Here is a 22441-nt window from a genome sequence, read left to right as displayed (position 1 = left end):
AGACGGTGCGGCCACATGCGTGAAGATCCGGCTCGGACGCTAGGGTCACCGAGGCGGTCGAGTCGGCATCCGACCCGGACCTCGAATGCCGACGCAACCCCATGTGTCGAGTTTTACGAGACACCTCAAAGGGTTGAGGCCCGTCTCGCCGTTTCGGCCTCGAAAGCGCATGCGCGAAGCGCGAGTCTCGAGGCCGAAACGGCGAGACACAAGGGGGCCTCAACCCCGCGCGCGCCAGCGCGCCAAAAACACAGACCTTGGCGGGTGGGCTCGCGTTCTACCTTGGCGGGCAGGCCCGTTTCCTACCTTGGCGGGTGGGCTCGCGTTCTACCTCGGCGGGCAGGCCCGTTTCCTATCTTGGCGGGCGGGCTCGCTTTCTACCTTGGCGGGTGGGCCCGCGTTCTCACCTCGGCGCGCAGGCTCACTTTCTACCTCGGCGGGTGGGCCCGCGTTCTCACCTCGGCGGGGCAGGCCCGTTTCCTACCTTGGCGGGCAAACCCACATGCCGGTCTCCGCGTATCGGCCCGCGTCGTCTTCCGTGCGCAGACCGCCTCGTACACCTGCTCCCGCCGGTCACACCCGCTGATTCTCTGACCTCGGCAGACCGGCCGAGCCTCTTCCCGGACCGCCGGTAATTCGCTGGACGCTCGTCGATACACTCGGCTGGCCCGGTGGAATCGCTTTCGTTCGGCGTTCAGGAGAGAACATGTCTGCCCCACGTCCACCACTGGCGGGATTGGCCGCCGCGGCCGGTGCCGATATCGCGTTGCGGACCGTTTCCGGGATGCTCGGGCGATCGCCGGTGGAACTGGTGGCGCCGGCGGCGGCGCGGTCGTTCGTCGCGGCGACCATGGCCGCCGAGCGGCCGGTGGTGGTGGTGACCGCGACCGGCCGGGAGGCCGATGATCTGACGCTGGAGCTGGGCGAGATGCTCGGGTCGGCGGTCGCGCAATTCCCCTCCTGGGAGACCCTGCCGCACGAGCGGTTGTCGCCGGGGGCCGATACGGTCGGGCGGCGGCTGGAGGTGTTGCGGCGGCTGGTGCATCCGGAGGACCCGGTGTTCCCCGAACCGTTGCGGGTGGTGGTGACCACGGTGCGGTCGCTGATGCAGCCGATGGCGAGTGGTCTGGGCGATATCGAACCGATCGTGCTGCGGATCGGCGGGGAAGCCGATTTCGACGAATTGGTCGCGCAGCTGGTCGAATTCGCGTATACGCGCGTCGATATGGTCGGTAAGCGCGGCGAGTTCGCGGTGCGTGGCGGCATCCTGGATCTGTTCCCGCCGACCGCGGATCATCCGGTCCGGGTGGAGTTCTGGGGCGACGAGATCACCGAATTGCGGCCGTTCTCGGTGGCCGATCAGCGGTCGCTGGGGGAGACCTCACTGGAGTTCGTGGTCGCGCCGCCCTGCCGGGAGCTGCTGCTCACCACGGCGGTGCGGGAGCGGGCCGCGGCGGTGGCGGCGGCGAACCCGGCCGATGCCGCGCTGGTGGAGATGCTGGCGAAGCTGGCCGAGGGCATTCCGGTCGAGGGGATGGAAGCGCTGCTGCCGGTGCTGCAGCCCGGGGAGCTGCGGCTGCTGACCGAGCAGTTGCCCGAGCACACCCATCTGCTGGTGTGTGACCCGGAGAAGGTACGCACCCGGGCGGCCGACCTCATGCGGACCGGTGAGGAGTTCCTGGAGGCTTCCTGGACCGCGGCTTCCTTCGGCGGCGACGCGCCGCTGGGTGCGCACGGGCTGGACCTGGCGGCGTCGGCCTACCGCCCGCTCGCCGATATCCAGGCGAGCGCCGACGCGCGGGAGCTGCCCTGGTGGACGTTGAGCCCGCTGGCGTCCGGGGATCCGTCGGAGGTGGAGTTGCCGGTGCAGTCCGGCCCCGCCGCCCGGGGGTCCGACGAATTGGTGGCGACCATTTTCGCGTCGCTGCGCGCGCATGTGACGACCGGCGGCCGCGCGGTGGTGGTGCTGGCCGGGCACGGTACGGCCCAGCGCACGCTGGAGCGCCTCGGGGAGGCGGAGGTGCCGGCCGCGCGGCTGGAGGCCGGTGCGGAGCCGGCGCCCGGCGTGGTCGGGGTGCTGTGCGGGACGTTGCACGACGGGGTGATCTTCGGGGACGCCGGTCTGGTGGTGGTCGCGGAATCCGATCTCACCGGTAATCGGGTCACCGCCCCGGGCGACGGGAAACGGCTGCCCGCCAAACGCCGCAACCAGGTGGATCCGCTGGCGTTGAACGCCGGGGACATGGTGGTGCACGACCAGCACGGGATCGGCCGGTTCGTGGAGATGATCGAGCGCACGGTAGGCGGTGCGCGGCGCGAGTACCTGGTGATCGAATACGCGCCCGGCAAACGCGGTCAGCCCGGCGACCGGTTGTACGTGCCCATGGAATCGCTGGACCAGCTGTCCCGATATGTGGGCGGGGAAATGCCCAGCCTGTCCAAATTGGGGGGCGCCGACTGGGCGAACACCAAGCGCAAGGCGCGTAAGGCGGTCCGGGAGATCGCCGGTGAGCTGGTGCAGCTCTATGCCGCCCGGCAGGCCGCGCCCGGCCACGCCTTCGGTCCGGATACCCCGTGGCAGCGGGAGATGGAGGATGCGTTCGCGTTCACCGAGACCGTCGATCAGCTCACCGCCATCTCCGATGTGAAGGCGGATATGGAGAAGGCCGTGCCGATGGACCGGGTCGTCTGCGGCGATGTCGGCTACGGCAAGACCGAGATCGCGGTGCGCGCGGCGTTCAAGGCCGTGCAGGACGGGAAGCAGGTGGTGGTCCTGGTGCCGACCACCCTGCTGGCGCAGCAGCATCTGCAGACCTTCACTGAACGAATCGCGGGTTTCCCGGTGACCGTGAAGGGACTGTCCCGGTTCACCGATCCCGCGGAATCGCGGGAGGTGCTCGCGGGGATGGCCGAGGGCGAGGTCGATATCGTGGTCGGCACCCACCGGCTGTTGCAGACCGGGGTGCGCTGGAAGAACCTCGGCCTGGTGATCGTGGACGAGGAGCAGCGTTTCGGCGTGGAGCACAAGGAGCACATCAAGGCGCTGCGCACCCATGTGGACGTACTCACCATGTCCGCGACCCCGATTCCGCGCACACTGGAGATGAGCCTGGCCGGTATCCGCGAGATGTCGACCATCCTGACCCCGCCCGAGGAACGCCATCCGGTGCTCACCTACGTCGGTGGTTACAACGACAAGCAGGTCACCGCGGCGATCCGGCGCGAACTGCTGCGTGACGGCCAGGTGTTCTATGTGCACAACCGCGTGTCCTCGATCGACAAGGCGGCCAAGCGGATCCGGGACCTCGTGCCCGAGGCCCGCGTCGTGGTGGCGCACGGGCAGATGAACGAGGACACCCTGGAACGCACCGTGCAGGGATTCTGGCAGCGTGAATACGATGTCCTCGTCTGCACCACGATCATCGAGACCGGCCTCGACATCTCCAATGCCAATACGCTGATCGTGGAACGCGCCGATACGCTGGGCCTTTCCCAGCTGCACCAGTTGCGCGGGCGGGTCGGGCGCAGCCGGGAACGCGGCTACGCCTACTTCCTCTACCCGGCGGAGAAACCGCTCACCGAAACGGCCTACGACCGGCTCGCCACCATCGCGCAGAACTCCGATCTCGGGGCGGGTATGGCGGTGGCCATGAAGGATCTCGAGATCCGCGGCGCCGGTAACGTGCTGGGCGCCGAGCAGTCCGGGCATGTGGCGGGTGTGGGTTTCGATCTCTACGTGCGGCTGGTCGGCGAAGCGGTGGAGGCCTACCGCGCGGCCGCGGACGGGAAACCGATCACCACCGAGGAAACCAAAGAGGTCCGGATCGACCTCCCGGTGGACGCGCACATCCCGCCCGATTACATCGCCAGCGACCGGCTCCGGCTCGAGGCCTACCGCAAACTCGCCGCCGCCCACGACGATCCGGCGCTGGCCGCGGTCGTCGAGGAACTCACCGACCGCTACGGCCCGCTGCCGGTCGAGGTCGGCCGGCTGGTCTCGGTGGCCAAACTGCGGCTGCTGGCCCGCGAGTACGGGGTCACCGAGATCGCGGTCACCGGGACCACGGTGAAGATCTCACCGCTGTCGCTGCCCGATTCGAAACAGATGCGGCTCAAGCGGATCTACCCGAGCGCGAACTACCGGGCGGCCAGCTCGGTGGTGCAGTTGCCGCTGCCGCGGGTACAGGACAGTGTCGGCGCCGACCGGCTGCGCGATGTGGCGCTGCTGCAGTATCTCGCCGATCTGCTGCTGGCCCTCGACGGTAAGGCCGCGGGCGCGGTCGATCTCACGGTCGCCACCGAGGTGAGTTCCGCGCGATGAGCGATGTGCCCGCCGACCGGCCCGAACCGAAGGTACTCGAAACCGAAACCGCCACCGTCGCCGCCGGATTGACCGAGGCGGTCGAGGTGATGGACCGGCTGTGGCGGTTCGGCGGGTGGGAGGTCACCCAGACCCACGATTCGCTGCGGCCGTATCTGCTGGAGGAGACCTACGAGCTACTCGACGCCATCCAGCAGGAGGACGCCGAGACCATCCGGGAGGAACTGGGTGACCTGCTGCTCCAGGTGCTGTTCCATTCGCGGATAGCCGAAGCGGCAGGCGAATTTACCATCGACGATGTGGCCGCCGCGCTGGTCGCCAAACTGGTGAACCGGAGTCCGCACCTCGCCGGCGCGGGAGCGGACTACGGTTTCGATTCCGCCGCGTCGGTCAGCGATAAGGTCGCGGCGCAGGAAAAGGCATGGGAGGAGAAGAAATCCGCGGAGAAGTCCCGGCGGTCCTGCCTCGATGGTATCGCCATGCCGCAACCGGCGCTGGCGCTGGCCGAGAAGGTCTGCTCCCGTAGCGCCCGCGCCGGTCTACCGGAGGAATTGATCCCGGAAGATTTGCGGGTCGTCCACCTGGGCGGCGAAGAGAGCGCCGAAGAACGTCTGCGCAAAGCCACCGTGGCTTTCGCCGCCGCGATCCGCCAGGCCGAGGACGCCGCCGAGGCCGCCCGGGGCGCCCGCCGCCCCCTCTCTGCTGCGGACTGGCTCCGGTACTGGCCGAGCACCGCCCGGTCGGGCCACTGACGCATGGCGCTGTAGCAGAAACGGGGTGCCCGGTGCGCGGAGTCAGGGTTGCAGTCCGAGGATCAGCCGTACCGAGTCCTCCACGCGGCGCAGCTCATTCGGTGAGAGCAGACCCAGTTTCCGCCGCAAACGCGGCTTCGCCACCGTATGAAGATCGGCACAATTCACATATGACTCATCGTTCCGGGTCAACCCCGAATCACGGCCGACCGGAACATGGGTGGTTCGGGGACCCGAGGTGCCGGTGACGACCGCAACCGTCACAGCAGCCAGCGGTTCGGCTATTCGGTTGACCGTGAGAACGACCACGGGATGCGCCCCCACCGGCTGAGGCAGCGCGCAGGCCCAGACCTCGCCTCGCAATGGCGTGCCGGCACTCACCACCGCATATCATCCGCGGCCGCGAGCTCGGAATCACTCGGTTCGGCGACCCCGGCGGGTAGCGGCACGGACTGCTCCCCATAGAAAGCTCGGATATCCTCGGCCGCGCTCACCTCCGCGGCTTCTTTCGCCAAAAGCTTCAGTCCTTCGCGCAGGGCATCCGAAGTCGAGGCGAGGTCGAGGGTCTGCATGACCCGCTCGAGCGCCTGCATCTCATCGTCGCGTAGCCGGACCTGCGCCAAACGACTGCGGCCGAAAACCGCCGCTTCCCGCCCGGCCGGTGCCGCTTTTTTCGCCGTCCGCTTCCGCGCAGGCTTTGCCACACCCTTGCCCGCAGCTCTCTGCCCACTGCCCGGTTCCTGTCTTACAGGTGTCATACATCTAGTGTCGTGCGACCTACCGCCCACGTCAAGCGTCGAGCGAGGCGATCGAGAGGCGTGGAGGATGCTTCCGCGGTGCTAGACGTTCACACCGTAGTCGCGCGCGATACCGGCCAGACCCGACGCGTAGCCCTGGCCGATCGCGCGGAACTTCCATTCGCCCTGCCGGCGATAGAGTTCGCCGAACACCATGGCGGTTTCGGAGGAGGCGTCCTCGGAGAGGTCGTAGCGGGCGAGTTCGGCGCCGGTGTTCAGATCGGTGACCCGGATATAGGCGTTGCGGATCTGGCCGAAGGACTGACCACGCTGATCGGCATCGTGGATGGAGACCGGGAAGAAGATATTGGTGATCGTCTCCGGTGTATTGGCCAGATCGACATTGATCACCTCGTCGTCACCGTCGCCCTCGCCGGTGAGATTGTCACCGGTGTGCTCGATGGTGCCTTCCGGCGACCTGAGGTTGTTGTAGAAGACGAAATGCTCATCGGAGAGGACCTTCAGGTCCGGCCCGGTCGCCAGGGCGCTGGCATCCAGGTCGTAGTCGGCGCCCACGGTGGTGCGCACGTCCCAGCCGAGTCCGACGGCGATCCTGGTCAGGTCTGGGGCCTGTTTGGACAGCGAGACATTGCCGCCCTTGGCCAAGTTGACGCTCATGTTCTCCTTCCTCGGCGCCTGGGCGCCCGACGATCACGGCACCGGTCGGCCGGAACCATCGGGGCCGTCGCGCCCGACGACGACCGCGCCGGGCCACCCGAGGGAAGCGCCCGGACGCGAGGGTGTTTCTACGCCGGAGTCGCCCCGGCGATCGGATGTCGCGGCGCCGCACCGAGCGAAGCGCCGAAGGCACCCGAGGTGGTGGGCCGGGGTGTCGGCTCAGATCTTCTCTTCGTTCTCCGCCCACGACTTCAGCGTCGCCACCCGGTGTTCCAGGGCGCGCAGTTCACTGGCGTCGAGCACTGTGCGCTGGATACCCTGCGCGACCGCGAAAGCCGACTGCCGGTGATCGTCGATCACATCCACGTCGAGGCGTACCGCCACATAGTCGTCCGCGCCGGGCATCTCCTCGGCGATGACCTTGGCCGAGCCCCGGGCGCACAGCGCCACATTCCCGCCGCCCAGAATGAGCAGCGCGACCTGCGGCCGCTCGCGTAACCGGGCCAGCGAGCCGCGATCGAATTTGAGACTCAGCAGGATCCGCCGATCGCCGGCGCGCACCGGCCACGACACCGGGATGGCGTGCGGTGCGGGATCGGTGGTGACCAGAACCGCGATCGTCTCCTGCGGCCATTCCGGCAGCGCTTCCAGCTCGGGATGGTCGGTTGCGGGATTCTTCGCAGAACTGATTCCGGCTGCCATATCGTCCCCTCCTGGATCGACGTGGTGCGGCGGGGGTGTGCCGTACCACGCACCAGTCTAGAGGCCGGCGACGGCACGCGCGGAAGAAGTACCGGCCCCCACCTGCGGTGAAACCCCGTGGCGCCGACCGGAAACCGGGCCGTGCGGGCAAGGTGACCCTCAGAACGGGAGGTGGGGAAGGCCCTTCGCGGACGGTGGCGAGCGAGAGCCGGGTCTCACCGGCGGCGCACCGCTTTCCGGGATCGGCGAGTCAGGCCGGGGTGAGGGCCGCGGACTCCAGCGGGAGGGTCCGGACCCATGCGCGGCCGAGGGTCGCGGCCTTGATCTCGCCGGAGGCGTCGTGGCGGGCGTGCTCGCCGATCTGTACGCCGCCGAGTCCGGTGAGTTTCTCGGCGGCGATCTCCCCGCCCCGGTTGAAGGTGTGGTCGTAGACCGAATCGCCGAGTCCGAACACCGCGAAGCGCAGCCCGGTCAGATCGGGGCTATGCGCGTCGAGGGCCTCGAAGAACGGTTCGGCACCGGTGGGCAGATCACCCTCGCCGTAGGTGGAACACACGACGATATGGAAGACCGCCGGGTCGACGCCGGCGATGTCGAACTCGCTCATATCGAAGACGGAGACCTCGTGCTCGGTCAGTTCCTCGGCGATGCCCTCGGCCACCGTCTCCGCTGTGCCCATCTCCGAACCGAACAGGACGACGATACGCACCGCCCACTCCTTCCGCGTAGACTTTGGAGAGGCAATCCTAACTTATCGTCTCCCGTTGACGGGGAGCGAGCAATGCGTCGCGCTCGTGGAGCAAGCCGAAGTATTTGCGCAACATGAGTGCGGCGGTGGCGGCCAGACCCGCGGTCAGTCCCCACCAGACCCCGGCCGCGCCCAGACCGGCGGGGTAGGCCAGCAGCAGCGCCGTGGGGAGTCCGACGATCCAGTAACCGACCACCGACAGCCGGAAACCGGCGTTGGTGGCCTGCAGGCCGCGCAACAGCCCGGTGCCGATGTTCTGGGCCGCGTCGAAGAACTGGAGCACGATACCGATGAGCAGCAGCGACCGGGCCAGCTCCACCGTCGCAGAGTCGGTGGGATCGAGGAACGGGCGCAGTACCAGGTCGGGGACGAACACATAGGCCAGTCCGGTGACCAGTGTGACCGCGCCGGCGAACCGGAGCGCCAGCCGGGCCAGGCCCCGGGCGTGCCCGGTCTCGTCCTGGGCGACACTGTGGCTCACCAGGATGGACGCGCCGTGCGAGATGCCGATGGCGATCTGGAAGACGATGTAGATCACCTGGTACACCACATTGTGGGCGGCCAGCGCCGCGGGGCCGAGCGCCCCCATGACCAGCGCGAGCACCGAGAACATCCCGGCTTCCGACCCGTAGGTGAGGGCGATGGGGGTACCCAGCCGCAGTTCGCCGCCCACGGTCGTCATCCGTACCGGCCACGGCCGGATCGGCAGGGTGGCGCCGAGCTCGGGATCGCGGCGCACCATGGTCCAGAAGACGGCGAACATGAGCAGGAAGACAAGCGAGGTCGCCACCCCGACACCGGTCGGCCCGAGCGCCGGCAATCCGGCCCAGCCGTGGATCAGCGCCAGGGCCAGTACGAGGTTGACCGCGATGGAACCGAGCGTGACGGCCAGCAGCGCCTGCGGCCGTTGCATCCCCACCGTGTACTGGCGCAGCACTTGGAACCACAGGCAGGGCAGCAGCCCGGGAGCGAGAGCGACCATCAGCGGCCGGGCCTCGGCCAGCACTCCGGCGTCCTGGCCCAGCCACTGCAGCGACCACCCCAGCCCGATGAGTACCGCGCCGCCGAGCAGACCGGCGACGGTGGCGATCAGGAAACTCGACCGCACCACCTCCCGCACCTCGGGGCCCGGGTCGTCGCCGCGTTTGCTCGCGGCCCCCACCGCGGCGGCGATCTGGTTACCGCTGCCGGTGATCAACCCCACGCACATGGTGCGGATCTGGTTGAACAACACCAGGGCCAGCCCGCCGGCCGCGACCGCGCGCACACCGAGGCTGCCCAGCAGGGCGATATTGGTGGTGGACACGGCGACTTGCGCCAGCTGGGTGAGCGCGATGGGAGCGGCCAGGGCGGCCAGCGCGGCCGAGCCGGCCGGGTGCCGGCTGTCGGGGCGAATTCGCGAGAGGGGTGTGCTGATCACCGGGCCCGCACCATAGTGTCCGATTCCTCCGTATGTTCGTGTTCGTCCGGTCGGCCGACCCGGACGGCGTGGGTATTCCCGGCCGCGGCGTCGTTCAAAACGGCCGCCCCCACCGGATGATTGCCCCGACCGGCGGGAGCGTAGCGCGTCAGCAGGGCGTGGACTTCGCGTTCGGTCTCGGGATCGAGTAATTCGCGGGCGGCCATCCAGTCGTCGTCGAAGACGGTGTCGAGATACTTCTCCCCGCCGTCGCAGACGATGGTGACCACGGTGGACCCGGCCGGGAACTCGTCGAGCCGGGTGAGCGCCGCATGCACCGAGCCGCCCGCCGAACCGCCGAGCATCAGGCCCAGCCGTCGTGCTACGGCGCGGCAGGTGGCGAACGCGGCCCGGTCGGTCACCTTCACGCCCTCGTCGAGCAGGTCGTAGTCCACGGCCGTACCGATGGTGGCGCCGGGCGGAGTGCCGGTGCCCGACTGCCAGTACGGCCCGCCGGGCCCGCCGAAGGCGATCGAACCGACCGGTTCCACGCCGATCACCCGCGGCACACAGCCCAGCTGCCGCAGCCGGGTAGCGGTACCGAACAGAGACCCGCCGGTGCCCACCGCGGACAGCAGGATATCGACCCGGTCGACCTCGGCCAGTAATTCCTCGGCTACCGCGTAATAACCCACCGCGTTGGCGTCGTTGTTGTGCTGTTCGGTGAAGAACGCGCCGGGTTCGCCGGCCGCCAGCGCGGCCGCGTGATCCTCACGCGCCGAGGTCGCCAAATTGTCGTCGCCCTCGTCGGCGACGAAAACCAGCTCCGCGCCCATTGCCCGCATCGCCCGTAATTTGTCCTTACTCGCGTGATGGTCGACCACCGCGGTGAAACGATAGCCGCGTTCGGCGGCGACCACCGCGAGCCCGAGCCCGGTATTTCCGGATGTGGATTCGATGATATGTCCGCCCTCGCGCAGCAAACCCCGACGCTCCGCGTCGAGGACCATTTCCCGCGCCATCCGGATCTTGGCGGCGCCGGTCGGATTGAACTGTTCGAGCTTGAGGAGTAATCGGGTACCCGACCCGGTGGCAGCCAATTCGAAGAGCGGGGTGCGGCCGATGAGGTCGGTGACACGGGTGACGAGGGACATGGCGGATCTCCTGGGCGTCGATAACGGGTGATGCGAAGAGACCGGGGGCCGACGGTCTCAGTGACGGGATTGATCGAGGGCCCAGCGATACCGGCCGCCCGGCGCTTCGGAGAGCACCACTTTCGGCGGGAGAGGCAGTTCGTGAAAGGGCGATTCGTTGGAATCCATCTGGTATCCGGCGGTATTCGGGTAGACCAGCAGATCGCCGGCCTCGGCCGCGCGGGGCAGCGGGATCCGCCGCCAGCTCAGCATGTCCGATTCGAGGCAGGTCGCGGCGCCGACGACCGTGGCGGTCGGGGTGCCGGGGGCGTCGGGCCAGAGCACCGGGTCGGGAAGGTATTCGCTGTCGAACCACTGTTCGGAAAGGCTCAGGCTCGTACCGTCCACGGTCAGGATCCGGTATGGCTGCCCGTGTTCGTGGCGGGTTTTGCCGCCCTGTACCCGGAAAACGGTGCTCCCCGCCCGGTCCAGCAGGGCACGGCCGGGTTCGACCGCCAGGGTCGTCTCCGTGCGCCGCAGGCGACCGGCGAGATCCTCGCGGCGCAGAATCGCGGCGAGCATGGCGGGGCCGGGTTCGGGAAAGGAATACGGGTAGTACGACTCGAACGCTTTTCCGGAATGGAACCAGCGGCGGGTCGCCTGTTCCCGGAACGCCGCCCAATCGGCGGCGGGCACGTAGTCGACGCCGAACCCGCCACCGATGGAAACAGTGGTGGCCGGATGGCCCGACGTCCGTGCGGCGCGACACCGGTCGAGCAGCTGCCCGGCCATTTCGGCGCGGGGTACCGGATCGTAACCGGAGAGATGGAAACTGAATCCCTGCAGCGAGATCGACGGGTAATCGGCCGTTTCGGAAACGGCATGGTCGAGTTCCTCGGCCGACATTCCGAACCGGCTGGCCGAGGCCGCCGGTAGCGCCCGCAGCAGCACCCGGACAGGGATGTCCAGTGCGGCCAGGCGTTTGAGCTCGCCGATACTGTCCACCGCGATCAGACAGTCGTGCCGGGCGGCCAGCCAGTGCAGATCGTCGCTTTTCTCGGGACCGGTGACCAGGAGATCGGCGCCGCGGATGCCCTGTCCGAGTGCTGCGGTGAGTTCGCCGGTACTGGAAACATCGATACCCGCGCCGGCGGTGGCGCAGGCCCGTGCCACGCAGGCCGCCTTGTTGGCCTTCTTGCCGTAATACACCGCGCCGGTGATCCCGGCTTCGGCGAAAACCTGGTGGAAGCCACGGATATTGTCGACCACCCGGGCGGGATACATCAGATGGAAAGGACCCCCGATCGCGAAGGCGATATCGCCGAGAAGTTGCGGATCGGCGAGGATCCGCTGCTCCCACTGATCGCGATGGGCGGGGACCGGCGCCGCCACGGTCCCCGCGTACCCGCCGGGCGAACCGGATCCGGAACCGGCGGGGGCGTCGGCTCCGGTCAATCCCATAGCGAGACCTCCGTACCGCGGCCCTCGGCGATGGCACGTTCGGCCAGGGCGTGCGCCACCGCGATATCGGTGAGCACCAGACCGCTGTTGTAGACGAAGATCTTCTCCTCCGCCCGCCGCCGGGCGACGGCGCGCCGGCTCAGGATCTGCGGCAGTTCCGCGTCGACCGGGCGCAGGTCGCCGTTGTCGTCGGCCATATCGGTGCCGGTCAGCGCCATCTGTTCGGCGCTGGTGGCGATCACCCGGTCGGCGTCGTGCAGCGTGGAGGGGGCCAGCCCATAGCCCACCAGCACCACCACCGAACCCGGTTTGAGGTGTTCGGATTCGATGGCCACCTCGGTGCCCGGGCCGGCGGTCGCCAGCACCACATCCGCTGTCCGTGCCGCGGTGTACGGATCGTCGACGTTCTCCAGCAGTGCGTGCGGGGCGTACTCGGCGAGCTGCCGGTGCACCGCCTCGATGCCCTCGGGGTGGGTGCCGTACAGCATCAGTTTGCGCAACTGCGGGTTGGCGGCCAGCAGATGCGGTAACGCGTTGCGGCCCTGGGTTCCGGTACCGACGAGCAGGACGGTGTCGGCGTCGCGATGCACCGTCTCGCGTACCAGCAGTGCCGATACCGCCGGGGTGCGCAGCGCGCCCACCCGCGCACAGTCCATCATGGCGATGGGCGCGCCCGTGGTGTCGTCGTACAGCGTGATCGTGGTGTAGTAGCGCTTGGTGGTGCGATCGTGCCCGGGGTCGAACTTGTAGGAGGTCTTCATGGCGACCACCCGGCGCCGCCCGTCGCGGCCCAGCATCGCGTAGGCGACCGACCAGCCGTCCGGGTTGGCCACACTGAGCTTGCGTGGATTGTCGGAATCGCCCCCGGCCAGTGCGATATAAGCCTCTTCCACCGCGCGGACCACCTCGGCCGGGGCCACCGGCACATCGGCGAGATCGCCGCGGCTCAGGACACGCAGGGGGGGTCGCCCGGTCACGCGTGCTCAACGGATCCTCGATCATCTACTGCACCGTTCCGCTCTGCCCGCGCCCGTTGCGCCGGTAGCGGCGCGAAGGGCGCGATGATTCGCTGACCGTATCCATTCTCCTCGGATTCGGCTGCGCGGCGCGGGCGTTCGGGTAGCCGGATGTTCACTCGTTTGAGCCAGCGGTCGGTGCCGTCGTAGCGCGCGGTGAACGGAACCCGCCCGTGAACTGCGACATCGTTGTCGACCAGGAGCAGCTCGCCGGGTCCGAGACAGGCCAGCACGCATACTCTTTCGAGTTCCTTTTCCAGCCGCTGGTAAGCCGCGCGGTAGTGCGGGGCGGCGTCGGCGAGCGGGGTGTAGGCGGGGTCGAATCGCATTGTGAGGGCCTCGGCCCTGCCTTCCTGCCCGGGCTCGCACCAGAGGGTGGGGACCGGTACAGCGGTCTCGCGGTCGAAACCGGAGCCGTAGGAGACGTCCGGCAGGATGGGCAGGGTGGGCGTGCGCAGCGTGTCCTGTTCCGCTGCCGTCAGCTCGACCCGGCGCACCGACGAGACGGTGGTCCCGACGCGGTCCGGATTGCGCAGGCAGCCCAGTAGCAGCAGATTCGCGCGCCGCGGGTGGAAGGCATCCTCGGTGTGCGGGCTGAGCAGAACGGTGCTGCTGGCCCCGGACTGCTCGAACTCGTGTCCGGCCGCCGGCACGATGTTGTTGACCAGTCGGCCGTCCTGCTGGCCGGCCCAGCCGAATGGTTCTCCGGCGGCCGCGGCCAGGAGCAGCATGGCGATATCCAGTTCGAACGAGCTGCCGGGGCGGCCGGGCTCGGTGGCCCACGCGGTCGCGGTCTGCCAATCCGGTGGGGTGGGGCCGATTTCGTCGTCGCGCAGCGGTAGCCGGCGCAGCACACAGGCGCCGGCCGCGGTGGCGGGCGGGCGCATCGCGGTGCGGACCTCGGCGGGGAGTTCACCGGCGCGAGCGGCGACCAGGTCGATCAGGGCCTGGTCCGCGAGCGGGCGTCCGGCAGCCCCCGGCACGGGATCCAATGTGAACGCGATCTCAGTGGCCAGTTCACGCACCGCCCGTCCGGCGGTCTCGGGTAACTCACGGTGCTCGATCTCTTCGATGCTAGGAGGGTGAAACGTCTTACGTTCGGAGAGAACGCTTTTCACCAAAATGTCCCTTCTCGGAATCGTGGTTCGGAGTACCGGCGGTGACGAGTCGATGCGAAGTTAGTGCGTCCGCGCATTCATGGCAAGGGTAACCTAACTACCGATTGTGATAGCTTTTACCTATTGCGCGCTCGAAGTGCAGGTGGACGGATGTGCGGACGTCGATCGCTCAGGTCGCGATGAGACGCAGAACACGGTAAGGCTAGCCTGCCCTTGCGGCAAAATCGGCGCGCCGCGCCGGAGGACGAGAGTGTCCGTGCCGCAACGAATTCGGCCGGGCCGCCGCCCGGCCGCAGGGATCAGAGGCTGTTGGCGAGCAGGGCGTACTGGGCCGCCGTCTTCTGCTCGATTTCGGTCGGGCTGTCGCTGGACACCACACCCACGTACCGCTTGTACGGGACGAAGCAGCGGAACCGGTACTGATGCTGTGGATCGCCTTTGTCGTTGAGCTGCAGGCATTTCGCGCCCGGGATACCGGCCGGGGCGGGATGGTCGTCGTAGGCCGCGCCCGTCGATTCGACGAAACCGTCCACCAGGATCGGCGCACCCGCCGGCTCGCGGACCCGGGCCACCGAACTGCCGTCGGCGTAGGCGGTGGCCTCGAACCCGGACTCGTCGAGCAGCCGGGCGCGGGCGGGCTGATCGTCGGCCGAGTTGATCAGATAGTTGCGGCCGTAGACGGCGAACTTGTCGGGATCGGGGACCTGGCCTTCGCGGTCGGCGACCACCACCCGGGAGAGCAGATCCTCCGGATCCACCCGGAGATCGGGGATATCGGCGATGGGCGTGGGACGGAACCGGCCGAGCTGGGCGAGCTGCGCGGTGAGGGTTTTGTCCACCCAGGACACCAGGTCCGCGCTGTCGGCTTTCGGCCGCTGCACGAACAGTGAGATCACGAACTCGTCGTGGGCCAGGAAGGCGCCGATATTGGCGATACCGGGACGCCAGTGCAGCAGTGCGCCGGGATGCTTCTCCGACTTCAGTCGCCGGTTGTCCGGCGATACCCCGATATCGGCATCCTCCAGTTCCTTCGCCGCCTTGGTGGCCGCCGAGGTATCGGGGAAGCGCAGCGCCACCACCGTGATCGCGGTGGCCTCGGCGTCGGGTCGCGTCTGACCTTCCGGATCGTCGCGATCGGCCCCGCTGGCGGCGTATCCGACCACCATCCGGCGATTCTTCAGCACCGGTTCGGACACATTGGCCAGGAAGTCGATCGCGGTCGCGGTATCGGGCAGCACCTTCGAACCGCGACCGTATTTGAGGGACGGATCGACCTGGCTGCTGGTGACCACCGCCTCCGACATGCGGATACCCTCCAGCATGGGCCCGTTGTCGCCCGCCTCGGCGGGGTAGCTGAACTTGTCGACCGGGAAGTCGCCGACCGCGAGGGTGCGCACGTCGATCTCCCCCGGGACCGGCGTCCCGGCGAGGGAACCGCATCCGGATAATGCGGCCGCTACCAGAGCGACGACCGCGGTGACGGTGCTGGCACGCGATATCCGAACCATGGGCTGGCCCCTCGTTCCGATCGAAACTGCGGTGTCGAAGTTACCCGACGCACAGCTATCTCGGGGAGGGCACCGTGCCGCCGTGCCATACCCTGGACAGGTGGCAGGCCAACCGCAGCGCGACTCCGGCGAAGGCTGATCCTCATGCGGGATCAGCAGGTCGAGGTCGTCGCCGGCACGCACGCGGCGGCTCGGGTGGCGGGTGCGGTGGTATTGGTGGCCCATCGCGGCGCGGGCCGGCCCACCGAGCACGCCCCGGCGGTGCGGGCACTGGTCGAGCTGGCCGAACTGGTACACGAGGCCGCCGTGCGGCGACCCGAGGACCCCGGCGCGATGATCGCCAGGGAGGCGACCAGATGGCTCATGGCCCAGGCCGACCGGACCAGCCCGGGAACAGCGGTCGATTTCGGCATTCTCTCCGCCGCCGGCCCCGACCGGGTGGCGATATTCCTGCACGGCGCCGTGACCGCGGTCCTCGAGGGCGCCGACAGCGAATACTTCCACGGCCGCGACGCGGTCTTCACGGTCGACCGGGCCGTGGCGATACCGGACCGTGCGGTCGCGCTGTTCGTCGACGACACCGCCGGCGATCCGGACGCCGATTTCCGGCCGGTGTTACCGGCGACTCGCGGTATCGGGCGGCTGGTCGAAGGCATTGCCGAGGCCGGCGGGGTGATCGCCTGGACCGCTCCCGGAGACGCCGGCGGGACGACCGATGCCCGGGTACCGGCCGGGAATCCGGCGACACCCGAGCCGATCGCGGAAATCACCCGGACCGCAGGCACGGAGCGGCCGGAACGGGAAGCACCGGATGGGGCACCCGCGGCGCCGGTGGACCCCGATGCCGTGGCCACCGCTGTGTCGACGCCGCTGCTGGACACGGTCGAACTATCCGAGCGGGGGAGCGCTTTCCGCGGTGGTACGGGGGATCCGGGAGCCGCCGGCGGGCCGCGGACCGCGCCTCCGGAAACCGATCCGCATCGGGCGCAGACCGAGATCAGCGGGCGACAGCCGCCGCGCGGCGGCCCTGCGCCCGAGGAGACGGCGGACTCCCGGAAGCCGGAGCCGGATCCGCCGCACCGGGCACCCGCCCACCCCACGCCGCGCCGGCACCAGCCGTACGCGCTGCCCGGGCCCCCCGAACGCGGGACACCCCCGCTGGACCCGGAACTGCGGCGCCGCACCGAGGCCACCGCGAAAGGCACCGCGCTCACCGTGAAGGTCATGGGGTTCAAATGCGCGCGCGCCCATCCCACCGATCCCCGGGCGGCGTTCTGCAGTGTCTGCGGTATGCCCGTGGACCAGACCCAGCCGCTGATCGAAGTGGTGCGCCCGCCGCTGGGCATCCTGGTCCTCGACGACGGTGCGACCTATCTGCTGGAAAGCGACTCCGTGCTGGGACGCGATCCGGAGCATTCCGAGCCCGCGCGGCGCGGGCTCACTCCGCTACAGGTGATCGACAATTCCGGCGGGATGTCTCGTGCGCACGCCGAACTCCTGCTGGTGAACTGGGACGTGACACTGGTCGACCGGGGATCCACCAACGGCACCCGCACCAGAGCCGCGGGCTTCCGGGACTGGGTCCGCGTTCCGCCGCATCAGCCCGTGGTGCTGGTGCCGGGCACCGAGATCCTGATCGGCCACCGGATGCTGCGGTACGAATCGGCCGCGCCGCCGCCCTTCGGTCTGTGACGAGGGGCTCGCCCCCGGGACTATTCGTACCTGGCGTTGCAGGTGGCCTCGCCGCCGAGCACCCCGGCACGGAAGGCATCCACCCGGGAGAACCCGCTCGGCACCGTTTTGCCCTCGACATCGCTGGCGGCCAGACCGTCGGTCAGCAGGCCCGATACCGCCTCGTCCAGGTCTCCGGCGGCCAGCGTGATATCGCCCTCGGCCCGCCCGGATTCCGCCAGCTTCCCGGTGGCCACCCCGGACAGGCAAGCCGCCCGCAAACCGGTTTTCGCGCCGACCAGATCCTGGTCCCGGCTCCGCTGCACCGACAAGGTGTAGCGGGAGATGAACACCACGTAGCCGTTGTAATCGCCGGTGACCTTCACCGGCAGCGGAACTTCCGAATCATCGGTGGCCGCCCCGCGCTCGGCGAGTCCGCCGATATTCGTCGCGATCGTATTACTGGCCGGGCAATAGGTGACGGGCTCGGTGGAAACACCGTCGCTGCATTCGATTTCGGCGCCGTCGTAGCGGTAGGTGGGCTCGTGCGGATTCGGCAGGATCACCGACAGGGCCTTGCTCAGTTCGACCAGGCTCTGCTCGGTGATCTCGAACTCCCCGGACGCGCCCTCGAAACTCTGCGGCAGATCACCACGGCGCTGATCGATCTCGTCCATATCGATCCCCTTGCACCCCTTGGCGCCGTCGGTGAAACCGATCTGCACCGCCGAAACCCGTTCGAACGCCGAACCGTGCACGCTCTCGGGATCGTCGGGGTCCGAATCACGGATCGCCACCGTGGCGGCGAGGACAGAGTTGAGGCCGTCGGAGGTGTTGATGGTGAAGTAGTCGGACCTGCCCTCGGCCACCCACCGCATATACGCCCCCGCGAAACAGTCGGCCTGCTGTTCCTTGACGATCACCGGATCGTCGCGGTCGACGATATTCGCGTTGTTCTGGATGGCGTGCCCGTACTCGTGCGCGATCACCATCACCACCGACATCTGCCCGAACGTCTCGGTCATGGTGGGCAGCAGCAGCGCCCGGTCCCAGCCGATGGAGTTGTCCAGCCGGCAGTAGGCGGCGTTCACCATCCGGTAGGTCGATTCGGTGCAGAATTCCACCGACTCGCGCCGCGAATCCCGGGCACTCCAGGAGATCAATTTGTCGACCGGTTCGAACTCGCCCTCGAACTCGGCGTCGTAGTGCTGCTCCCAGTACGCCTGCACATCGGTGACCGCGTTCAGCGCGAGGGTGTCGATCTCACCGCCGTCGCTGTGTTCGGCGACCAGGTCCGAGGCCGGCGGGTTCTCCCGCGGACCGCTGGGCCCGCTGGTGGTCGGCAGCCCCGCGACCTGGAAGGGATTGTCGTAGATCGATACCGCCCGGCCGTCCACGGCACGGGTGCACCCGGTGACCAGCAACAGTGCGCACAGTGCCGAGACGACGACAGCGGCGGTCGTGAGTTTCGGCATGGATCCTCCCCCATTTCGGCCGGTGCAGGTGCTGCTCATTGCCTCCGGAACGGGGAGTTCGCCCCCCGCTCGGGGGCACCTCCGATGCCCGGGTAATGGAATAGTATCCGCTGCATGTCTGCACCGGGGGTGCGCACCATCACGGTGCGCCATGATGGAACTGAACGAGTCTTCGATTCGAATCAGCAGATCACTCTGGGCCGTGCGCCCGAGGTGACGCTGTTCGTCGACAGTCCGCTGGTATCACGGGTCCACGCGATCCTGGCGTGGCAGTCGGGAGCCTGGGTACTCACCGACAACGGAAGTACCAACGGGGTGTTCGTCGACGCGCGCCGGGTCGGCGGACCGGTCCCGATCGACCGGCCCACGCAGGTCCGGCTCGGAGACGCCATCAGTGGCCCGCTGCTCTGGCTCGTTCCCTCCGGAGTCCCTCAGCAGCAACACCAGCCGGCGCGGCCGCCGTCGCAGGCGCGTCCCGCCCAGCCGCCGCAGCGTCCCGCGCCACCGCCGCGGCCGCAGTCCGGTGCGCACCCGCAGGTGGGGCAGCGCGGACCGACACCCAGCCAGCCGCTGCCCGCGCAACGTCCGGCACCGCAGCAGTGGCCGCCGCACGGTGGACAACAACCCCGGCCACCGCAGGTCGCCACCGCGGCCCAGCCGCCTGTCGTCCCGCCGCAGCCCGCCAATGTGAACATGACCGCCAAGGCGAGCGTGGCGGCCGTCCCACCGGTACGCCACCGCAATACCGAGGGTCCGATCGCCCGCGCCGACCGGATCCCGCCCGGGGGTCTGGCGATCGGGCGGACCTCGGACAATCAAATCGTCGTCAACGATCCGCTGGCCTCGCGTAAACACGCCCGCCTGGTCGCCGGGGCCGAAGGCCTGGCCATCGAGGATCTCGGTTCGGCCAACGGAACATTCGTCAACGGTGTCCGGCAGCAGCGCACGGTGCTACGCGAACGCGACATCATCACCATCGGCAACATCGACTTCGAGGTCCAGCAGGGCACGCTGGTGCACCGGCAGCGCCCGGTCGCCGAACAGGGCCTGGCCGTGCACGGGGTGGGGTTCACCGTCGAGGGCAACAAACAGTTGCTCGTCGATGTGAACATGCAGGCCGCCCGCGGCACGCTGACCGCGCTGATCGGTCCCTCCGGGGCGGGCAAGTCGACGCTGTCGCGGTTGATCGCGGGCAGTACGCACCCCTCCGGCGGGGCCGTGACCTTCGAGGGCCGTGACCTGCACGCGGAATACGAGGCGTTGCGCTCCCGAATCGGCATGGTGCCCCAGGACGATGTGCTGCACCGGCAGCTCACCGTCCGCCAGGCGCTGGGTTTCGCCGCGGAACTGCGGCTGCCGCCCGACTCGTCCAAAGCCGATCGCCGGGGGGTGATCGACGGTGTACTGCGCGAACTCTCGCTCACCGAGCACGCCGACACCCGGGTCGACCGGCTCTCCGGTGGCCAGCGTAAACGGGCCTCGGTGGCATTGGAACTGCTCACCGGGCCCTCCCTGCTGATCCTGGACGAACCGACCTCCGGTCTGGACCCGGCACTGGACCGCCAGGTCATGATGATGCTGCGCGAACTGGCCGACGCCGGGCGCGTGGTGATCGTGGTCACCCACTCCGTGGCCTGCCTGGACATGTGCGACCAGGTGGTCCTGCTGGCGCCGGGTGGTAAGACCGCCTACGCCGGAAACCCGGCCGGCGTCGAAGCCGCCCTGGGGACCAGCGATTGGGCCAAGATCTTCGCCGATGTGGCGGCCAACCCGGATGCGGCGTTCGCGCACTACCGATCCCGGCAGGCGGCGCTGCCACCCCCGCCGCCGCCCGCGGCCCGGCAGAGCGGCGGCGGTTCGCCCCCGCAGTCCGGCGCCTGGAAACAGTTCTCCACGCTGGCGCGGCGGCAGTTGCGGCTGATCCTGGCCGACCGCGGTTATCTCGCCTTCCTGGTACTGCTGCCGTTCGTGCTCGGCGGATTGTCGCTGGTGGTGCCGGGGCAGTACGGGTTCTCCCCGCCCCCGCTCACCCAGACCGACGACGGATCCTTCGTCCGCGTCGGGAGTTCCGAACCGCAGCAGTTGCTGGTGGTGCTCATTCTCGGCGCCTGCTTCATGGGATCCACACTCACCGTGCGCGATCTGGTCGGGGAGCGGACAATCTTCCAGCGCGAGCGCGCGGTCGGACTCCGGTCGGGGGCGTACCTGACGGCGAAGATCGTGGTATTCAGTGTGGCCGCGCTGTTGCAGTCGGGCGTGATGATCGGGTTCGTGCTCCTGGGCAAGAAACGGCCGGAGGAAGGTTCGGTACTGGCCATCGGTGGCGCCGAACTCTATATAGATATCGCCGCCACGGCGGTCGCGTGTGTGGTGTTCGGGCTGCTGCTGTCCAGTCTGGCGAAATCCAGCGAGCAGGTGATGCCGCTGCTGGTGGTGGCGATCATGGGCCTGCTGGTCATGGCCGGCGGTCTCATCCCGGTGACCGACCGGGTGGTGCTGGAACAGATCTCGTGGTTGTTCCCCTCGCGCTGGGGCTACGCCGCCGCGGCGTCGACGGTGGATATTCGCTCACTGTTCGTCCAATCGCAACAGGATGCCTTCTGGGAACATACGCGCAGCGCATGGTTCCTGGATATCGGCTTGGTGGTGGCCATCACAGTGGTGCTCGCGCTGCTCACCTGGACCCGTCTGCGGCTGAAGAAGTCCGCGAGATGAGACCGGTGAACGTGCCGATCCATCGCCTTCACCGCTGGTGGGTGGGGGCGGCGAGCGCGTCGACCACACACCAGGCACACTGATGCCTGTGATGGTGCGAGTTGGGGCGGTACATCTCGGGTGGGATGTGGTGTCCGTGGCCGCGGGCGGATCCGGCGTGCCCATCCGCCCCGTACAGGTCGAGGGAAGCTACAACCCCCCCGCCTATCTGCTGGCCGACGCCTCCGGCCGGCTCTACACCGCCGGCGCGGACCGGCAGCGGCCCGATCTGGGAATGGCGATCCCCGATGTCCGCGACATCCTCGGGCATCCGCAGATCGTCATAGCCGGGGCGACCTGGCCCGCCGAACTGGTGTTCCGGGCCCGGCTCTACAACCCGCTGGCCGCCATGGGGACCTATCTGCGGGGTAAACCCGATGTGGTCGCGCTGCCGTATCCCGACGACTGGCCGGATCCCAAGATCGACGCCTACGCCCAGCTGGTCGAGCAACTCGATGTCGAAGTCGAGCCGATTCCGGAATCGATCGCGCTGTCGGGCTACGTCCGTGCCCTCGGCCTGGTCCGGCCGCCCGATCCGGCCCTGCCCGAAGGAGTGGGGGCCACCGCGGTCCATTTCGACGGGCAGGTGGTGGACGGCCGGGCGAATGTGCTGGTCGTCGCCGTGCACGGAGACGAGGAGCGGCCCACCGAATCGGTGTACGTGCCGATCGACCCCGAATCGACCCGCGACCCCCGCGTCGCCGACGACACCGTGATCGAGGTGATGGCCGCGGCCCGCTCCATCGGGGCCGACAATTCGACGGTCCTGCTGGCCGGGCAGGTGGTGTTCAACGAGACCCTGCGGTTCGCCTTCCGCAACCATCTGGGGCAGCGCCTGAAGAAGGCCGAACATCCCATGCACGCGCTCGTCCTCGGTGCCACACACCTGCTGATCAGCGAGAACGAGGAGGCCGACGAGGAGCCGGCACCCTACTCGCAGCCCGGGCCGAATACGGCGCCGCCGCCGG

16 protein-coding genes and 1 pseudogene are annotated in these 22441 nt (G+C 68.7%); 5 read left to right on the top strand and 12 right to left on the bottom strand.

All coding sequences use genetic code 11. The features are described 5' to 3' along the window. The first annotated feature begins 706 nt into the window (after positions 1-706). Entirely contained in the window at positions 707-4321 is a 3615-nt protein-coding gene (gene mfd, locus ON38_RS21150; RefSeq protein WP_039826665.1) for a transcription-repair coupling factor, read from the top strand. Next, positions 4318-5073, top strand: a complete 756-nt coding sequence (locus ON38_RS21145) for a nucleoside triphosphate pyrophosphohydrolase (RefSeq protein WP_051165026.1) — start codon at positions 4318-4320, stop codon at positions 5071-5073. The genes mfd and ON38_RS21145 overlap by 4 nt, the downstream gene beginning before the upstream one ends. A gap of 42 nt (positions 5074-5115) precedes the next feature. Here ON38_RS21145 and ON38_RS21140 read toward each other — a convergent pair whose 3' ends face one another. From ON38_RS21140 to ON38_RS21090, 11 genes are all read right to left on the bottom strand, one after another. Continuing rightward, the gene (locus ON38_RS21140; RefSeq protein ID WP_218000817.1) at positions 5116-5454 is read right to left on the bottom strand and encodes a type II toxin-antitoxin system PemK/MazF family toxin; all 339 of its coding nucleotides are present in this window, start codon (positions 5452-5454) and stop codon (positions 5116-5118) included. After that, positions 5451-5831, bottom strand: a complete 381-nt coding sequence (locus ON38_RS37090; protein ID WP_218000816.1) for a hypothetical protein — start codon at positions 5829-5831, stop codon at positions 5451-5453. Before ON38_RS37090 ends, ON38_RS21140 begins: the two co-directional genes overlap by 4 nt. An 81-nt stretch (positions 5832-5912) precedes the next feature. Further along, positions 5913-6488, bottom strand: a complete 576-nt coding sequence (locus tag ON38_RS21130; protein WP_039826663.1) for a TerD family protein — start codon at positions 6486-6488, stop codon at positions 5913-5915. 219 nt (positions 6489-6707) lie between these two features. Beyond that, positions 6708-7190, bottom strand: a complete 483-nt coding sequence (locus ON38_RS21125; protein ID WP_039826662.1) for a pyridoxamine 5'-phosphate oxidase family protein — start codon at positions 7188-7190, stop codon at positions 6708-6710. Between the two features lie 250 nt (positions 7191-7440). Further along, entirely contained in the window at positions 7441-7899 is a 459-nt protein-coding gene (locus tag ON38_RS21120) for a flavodoxin domain-containing protein (RefSeq protein WP_039826661.1), read from the bottom strand. A gap of 37 nt (positions 7900-7936) precedes the next feature. Continuing rightward, on the bottom strand, positions 7937-9355 hold the full coding sequence (locus tag ON38_RS21115) for an MATE family efflux transporter (protein WP_051165027.1): 1419 nt from the start codon (positions 9353-9355) through the stop codon (positions 7937-7939). Beyond that, complete coding sequence (locus ON38_RS21110; protein WP_083872952.1) at positions 9355-10491, bottom strand: PLP-dependent cysteine synthase family protein; 1137 nt, start codon at positions 10489-10491, stop codon at positions 9355-9357. The genes ON38_RS21115 and ON38_RS21110 overlap by 1 nt, the downstream gene beginning before the upstream one ends. A gap of 57 nt (positions 10492-10548) precedes the next feature. Then, a complete protein-coding gene (locus tag ON38_RS21105) occupies positions 10549-11931 on the bottom strand; it encodes an alanine racemase (protein ID WP_083872950.1) in 1383 nt (460 codons plus the stop codon). Next, complete coding sequence (locus tag ON38_RS21100; RefSeq protein ID WP_245564138.1) at positions 11922-12908, bottom strand: ornithine cyclodeaminase family protein; 987 nt, start codon at positions 12906-12908, stop codon at positions 11922-11924. Before ON38_RS21100 ends, ON38_RS21105 begins: the two co-directional genes overlap by 10 nt. Further along, the gene (locus tag ON38_RS21095; protein ID WP_039826659.1) at positions 12905-14065 is read right to left on the bottom strand and encodes a TauD/TfdA family dioxygenase; all 1161 of its coding nucleotides are present in this window, start codon (positions 14063-14065) and stop codon (positions 12905-12907) included. Before ON38_RS21095 ends, ON38_RS21100 begins: the two co-directional genes overlap by 4 nt. Before the next feature lie 299 nt (positions 14066-14364). After that, complete coding sequence (locus ON38_RS21090) at positions 14365-15573, bottom strand: DUF7373 family lipoprotein (RefSeq protein WP_039826658.1); 1209 nt, start codon at positions 15571-15573, stop codon at positions 14365-14367. Between the two features lie 144 nt (positions 15574-15717). On the opposite strand from ON38_RS21090, the gene ON38_RS21085 reads away from it, so the two are divergent. Further along, the gene (locus ON38_RS21085; protein WP_039826657.1) at positions 15718-17265 is read left to right on the top strand and encodes an FHA domain-containing protein; all 1548 of its coding nucleotides are present in this window, start codon (positions 15718-15720) and stop codon (positions 17263-17265) included. Positions 17266-17285: 20 nt separating this feature from the next. Here the strand turns inward: ON38_RS21085 and ON38_RS21080 are convergent, their stop codons facing one another. Continuing rightward, complete coding sequence (locus ON38_RS21080) at positions 17286-18719, bottom strand: neutral zinc metallopeptidase (protein WP_039826656.1); 1434 nt, start codon at positions 18717-18719, stop codon at positions 17286-17288. 114 nt (positions 18720-18833) lie between these two features. On the opposite strand from ON38_RS21080, the gene ON38_RS21075 reads away from it, so the two are divergent. Both ON38_RS21075 and ON38_RS21070 read left to right on the top strand, forming a co-directional pair. Further along, complete coding sequence (locus ON38_RS21075; RefSeq protein ID WP_039826655.1) at positions 18834-21434, top strand: FHA domain-containing protein; 2601 nt, start codon at positions 18834-18836, stop codon at positions 21432-21434. Between the two features lie 91 nt (positions 21435-21525). Next, positions 21526-22441, top strand: a pseudogene (locus ON38_RS21070) (hypothetical protein); the annotation flags it as partial.

The sequence above is a fragment of the Nocardia testacea NBRC 100365 genome (assembly GCF_000308775.1).
Lineage (GTDB): Bacteria > Actinomycetota > Actinomycetes > Mycobacteriales > Mycobacteriaceae > Nocardia > Nocardia testacea.
Note: the sequence above shows the minus strand (reverse complement) of the source record. Positions and strands in the feature narration are given on the sequence as shown.

Coding starts and splice junctions, on each gene's coding strand:
- ON38_RS21125 (WP_039826662.1), bottom strand. CDS start 7,190: ATGGCAGCCGGAATCAGTTCTGCGAAGAATCCCGCAACCGACCATCCC.
- ON38_RS21110 (WP_083872952.1), bottom strand. CDS start 10,491: ATGTCCCTCGTCACCCGTGTCACCGACCTCATCGGCCGCACCCCGCTC.
- ON38_RS21145 (WP_051165026.1), top strand. CDS start 4,318: ATGAGCGATGTGCCCGCCGACCGGCCCGAACCGAAGGTACTCGAAACC.
- ON38_RS21105 (WP_083872950.1), bottom strand. CDS start 11,931: ATGGGATTGACCGGAGCCGACGCCCCCGCCGGTTCCGGATCCGGTTCG.
- ON38_RS21080 (WP_039826656.1), bottom strand. CDS start 18,719: ATGCCGAAACTCACGACCGCCGCTGTCGTCGTCTCGGCACTGTGCGCA.
- ON38_RS21085 (WP_039826657.1), top strand. CDS start 15,718: ATGCGGGATCAGCAGGTCGAGGTCGTCGCCGGCACGCACGCGGCGGCT.
- ON38_RS21075 (WP_039826655.1), top strand. CDS start 18,834: ATGTCTGCACCGGGGGTGCGCACCATCACGGTGCGCCATGATGGAACT.
- ON38_RS37090 (WP_218000816.1), bottom strand. CDS start 5,831: ATGACACCTGTAAGACAGGAACCGGGCAGTGGGCAGAGAGCTGCGGGC.
- ON38_RS21130 (WP_039826663.1), bottom strand. CDS start 6,488: ATGAGCGTCAACTTGGCCAAGGGCGGCAATGTCTCGCTGTCCAAACAG.
- ON38_RS21090 (WP_039826658.1), bottom strand. CDS start 15,573: ATGGTTCGGATATCGCGTGCCAGCACCGTCACCGCGGTCGTCGCTCTG.
- mfd (WP_039826665.1), top strand. CDS start 707: ATGTCTGCCCCACGTCCACCACTGGCGGGATTGGCCGCCGCGGCCGGT.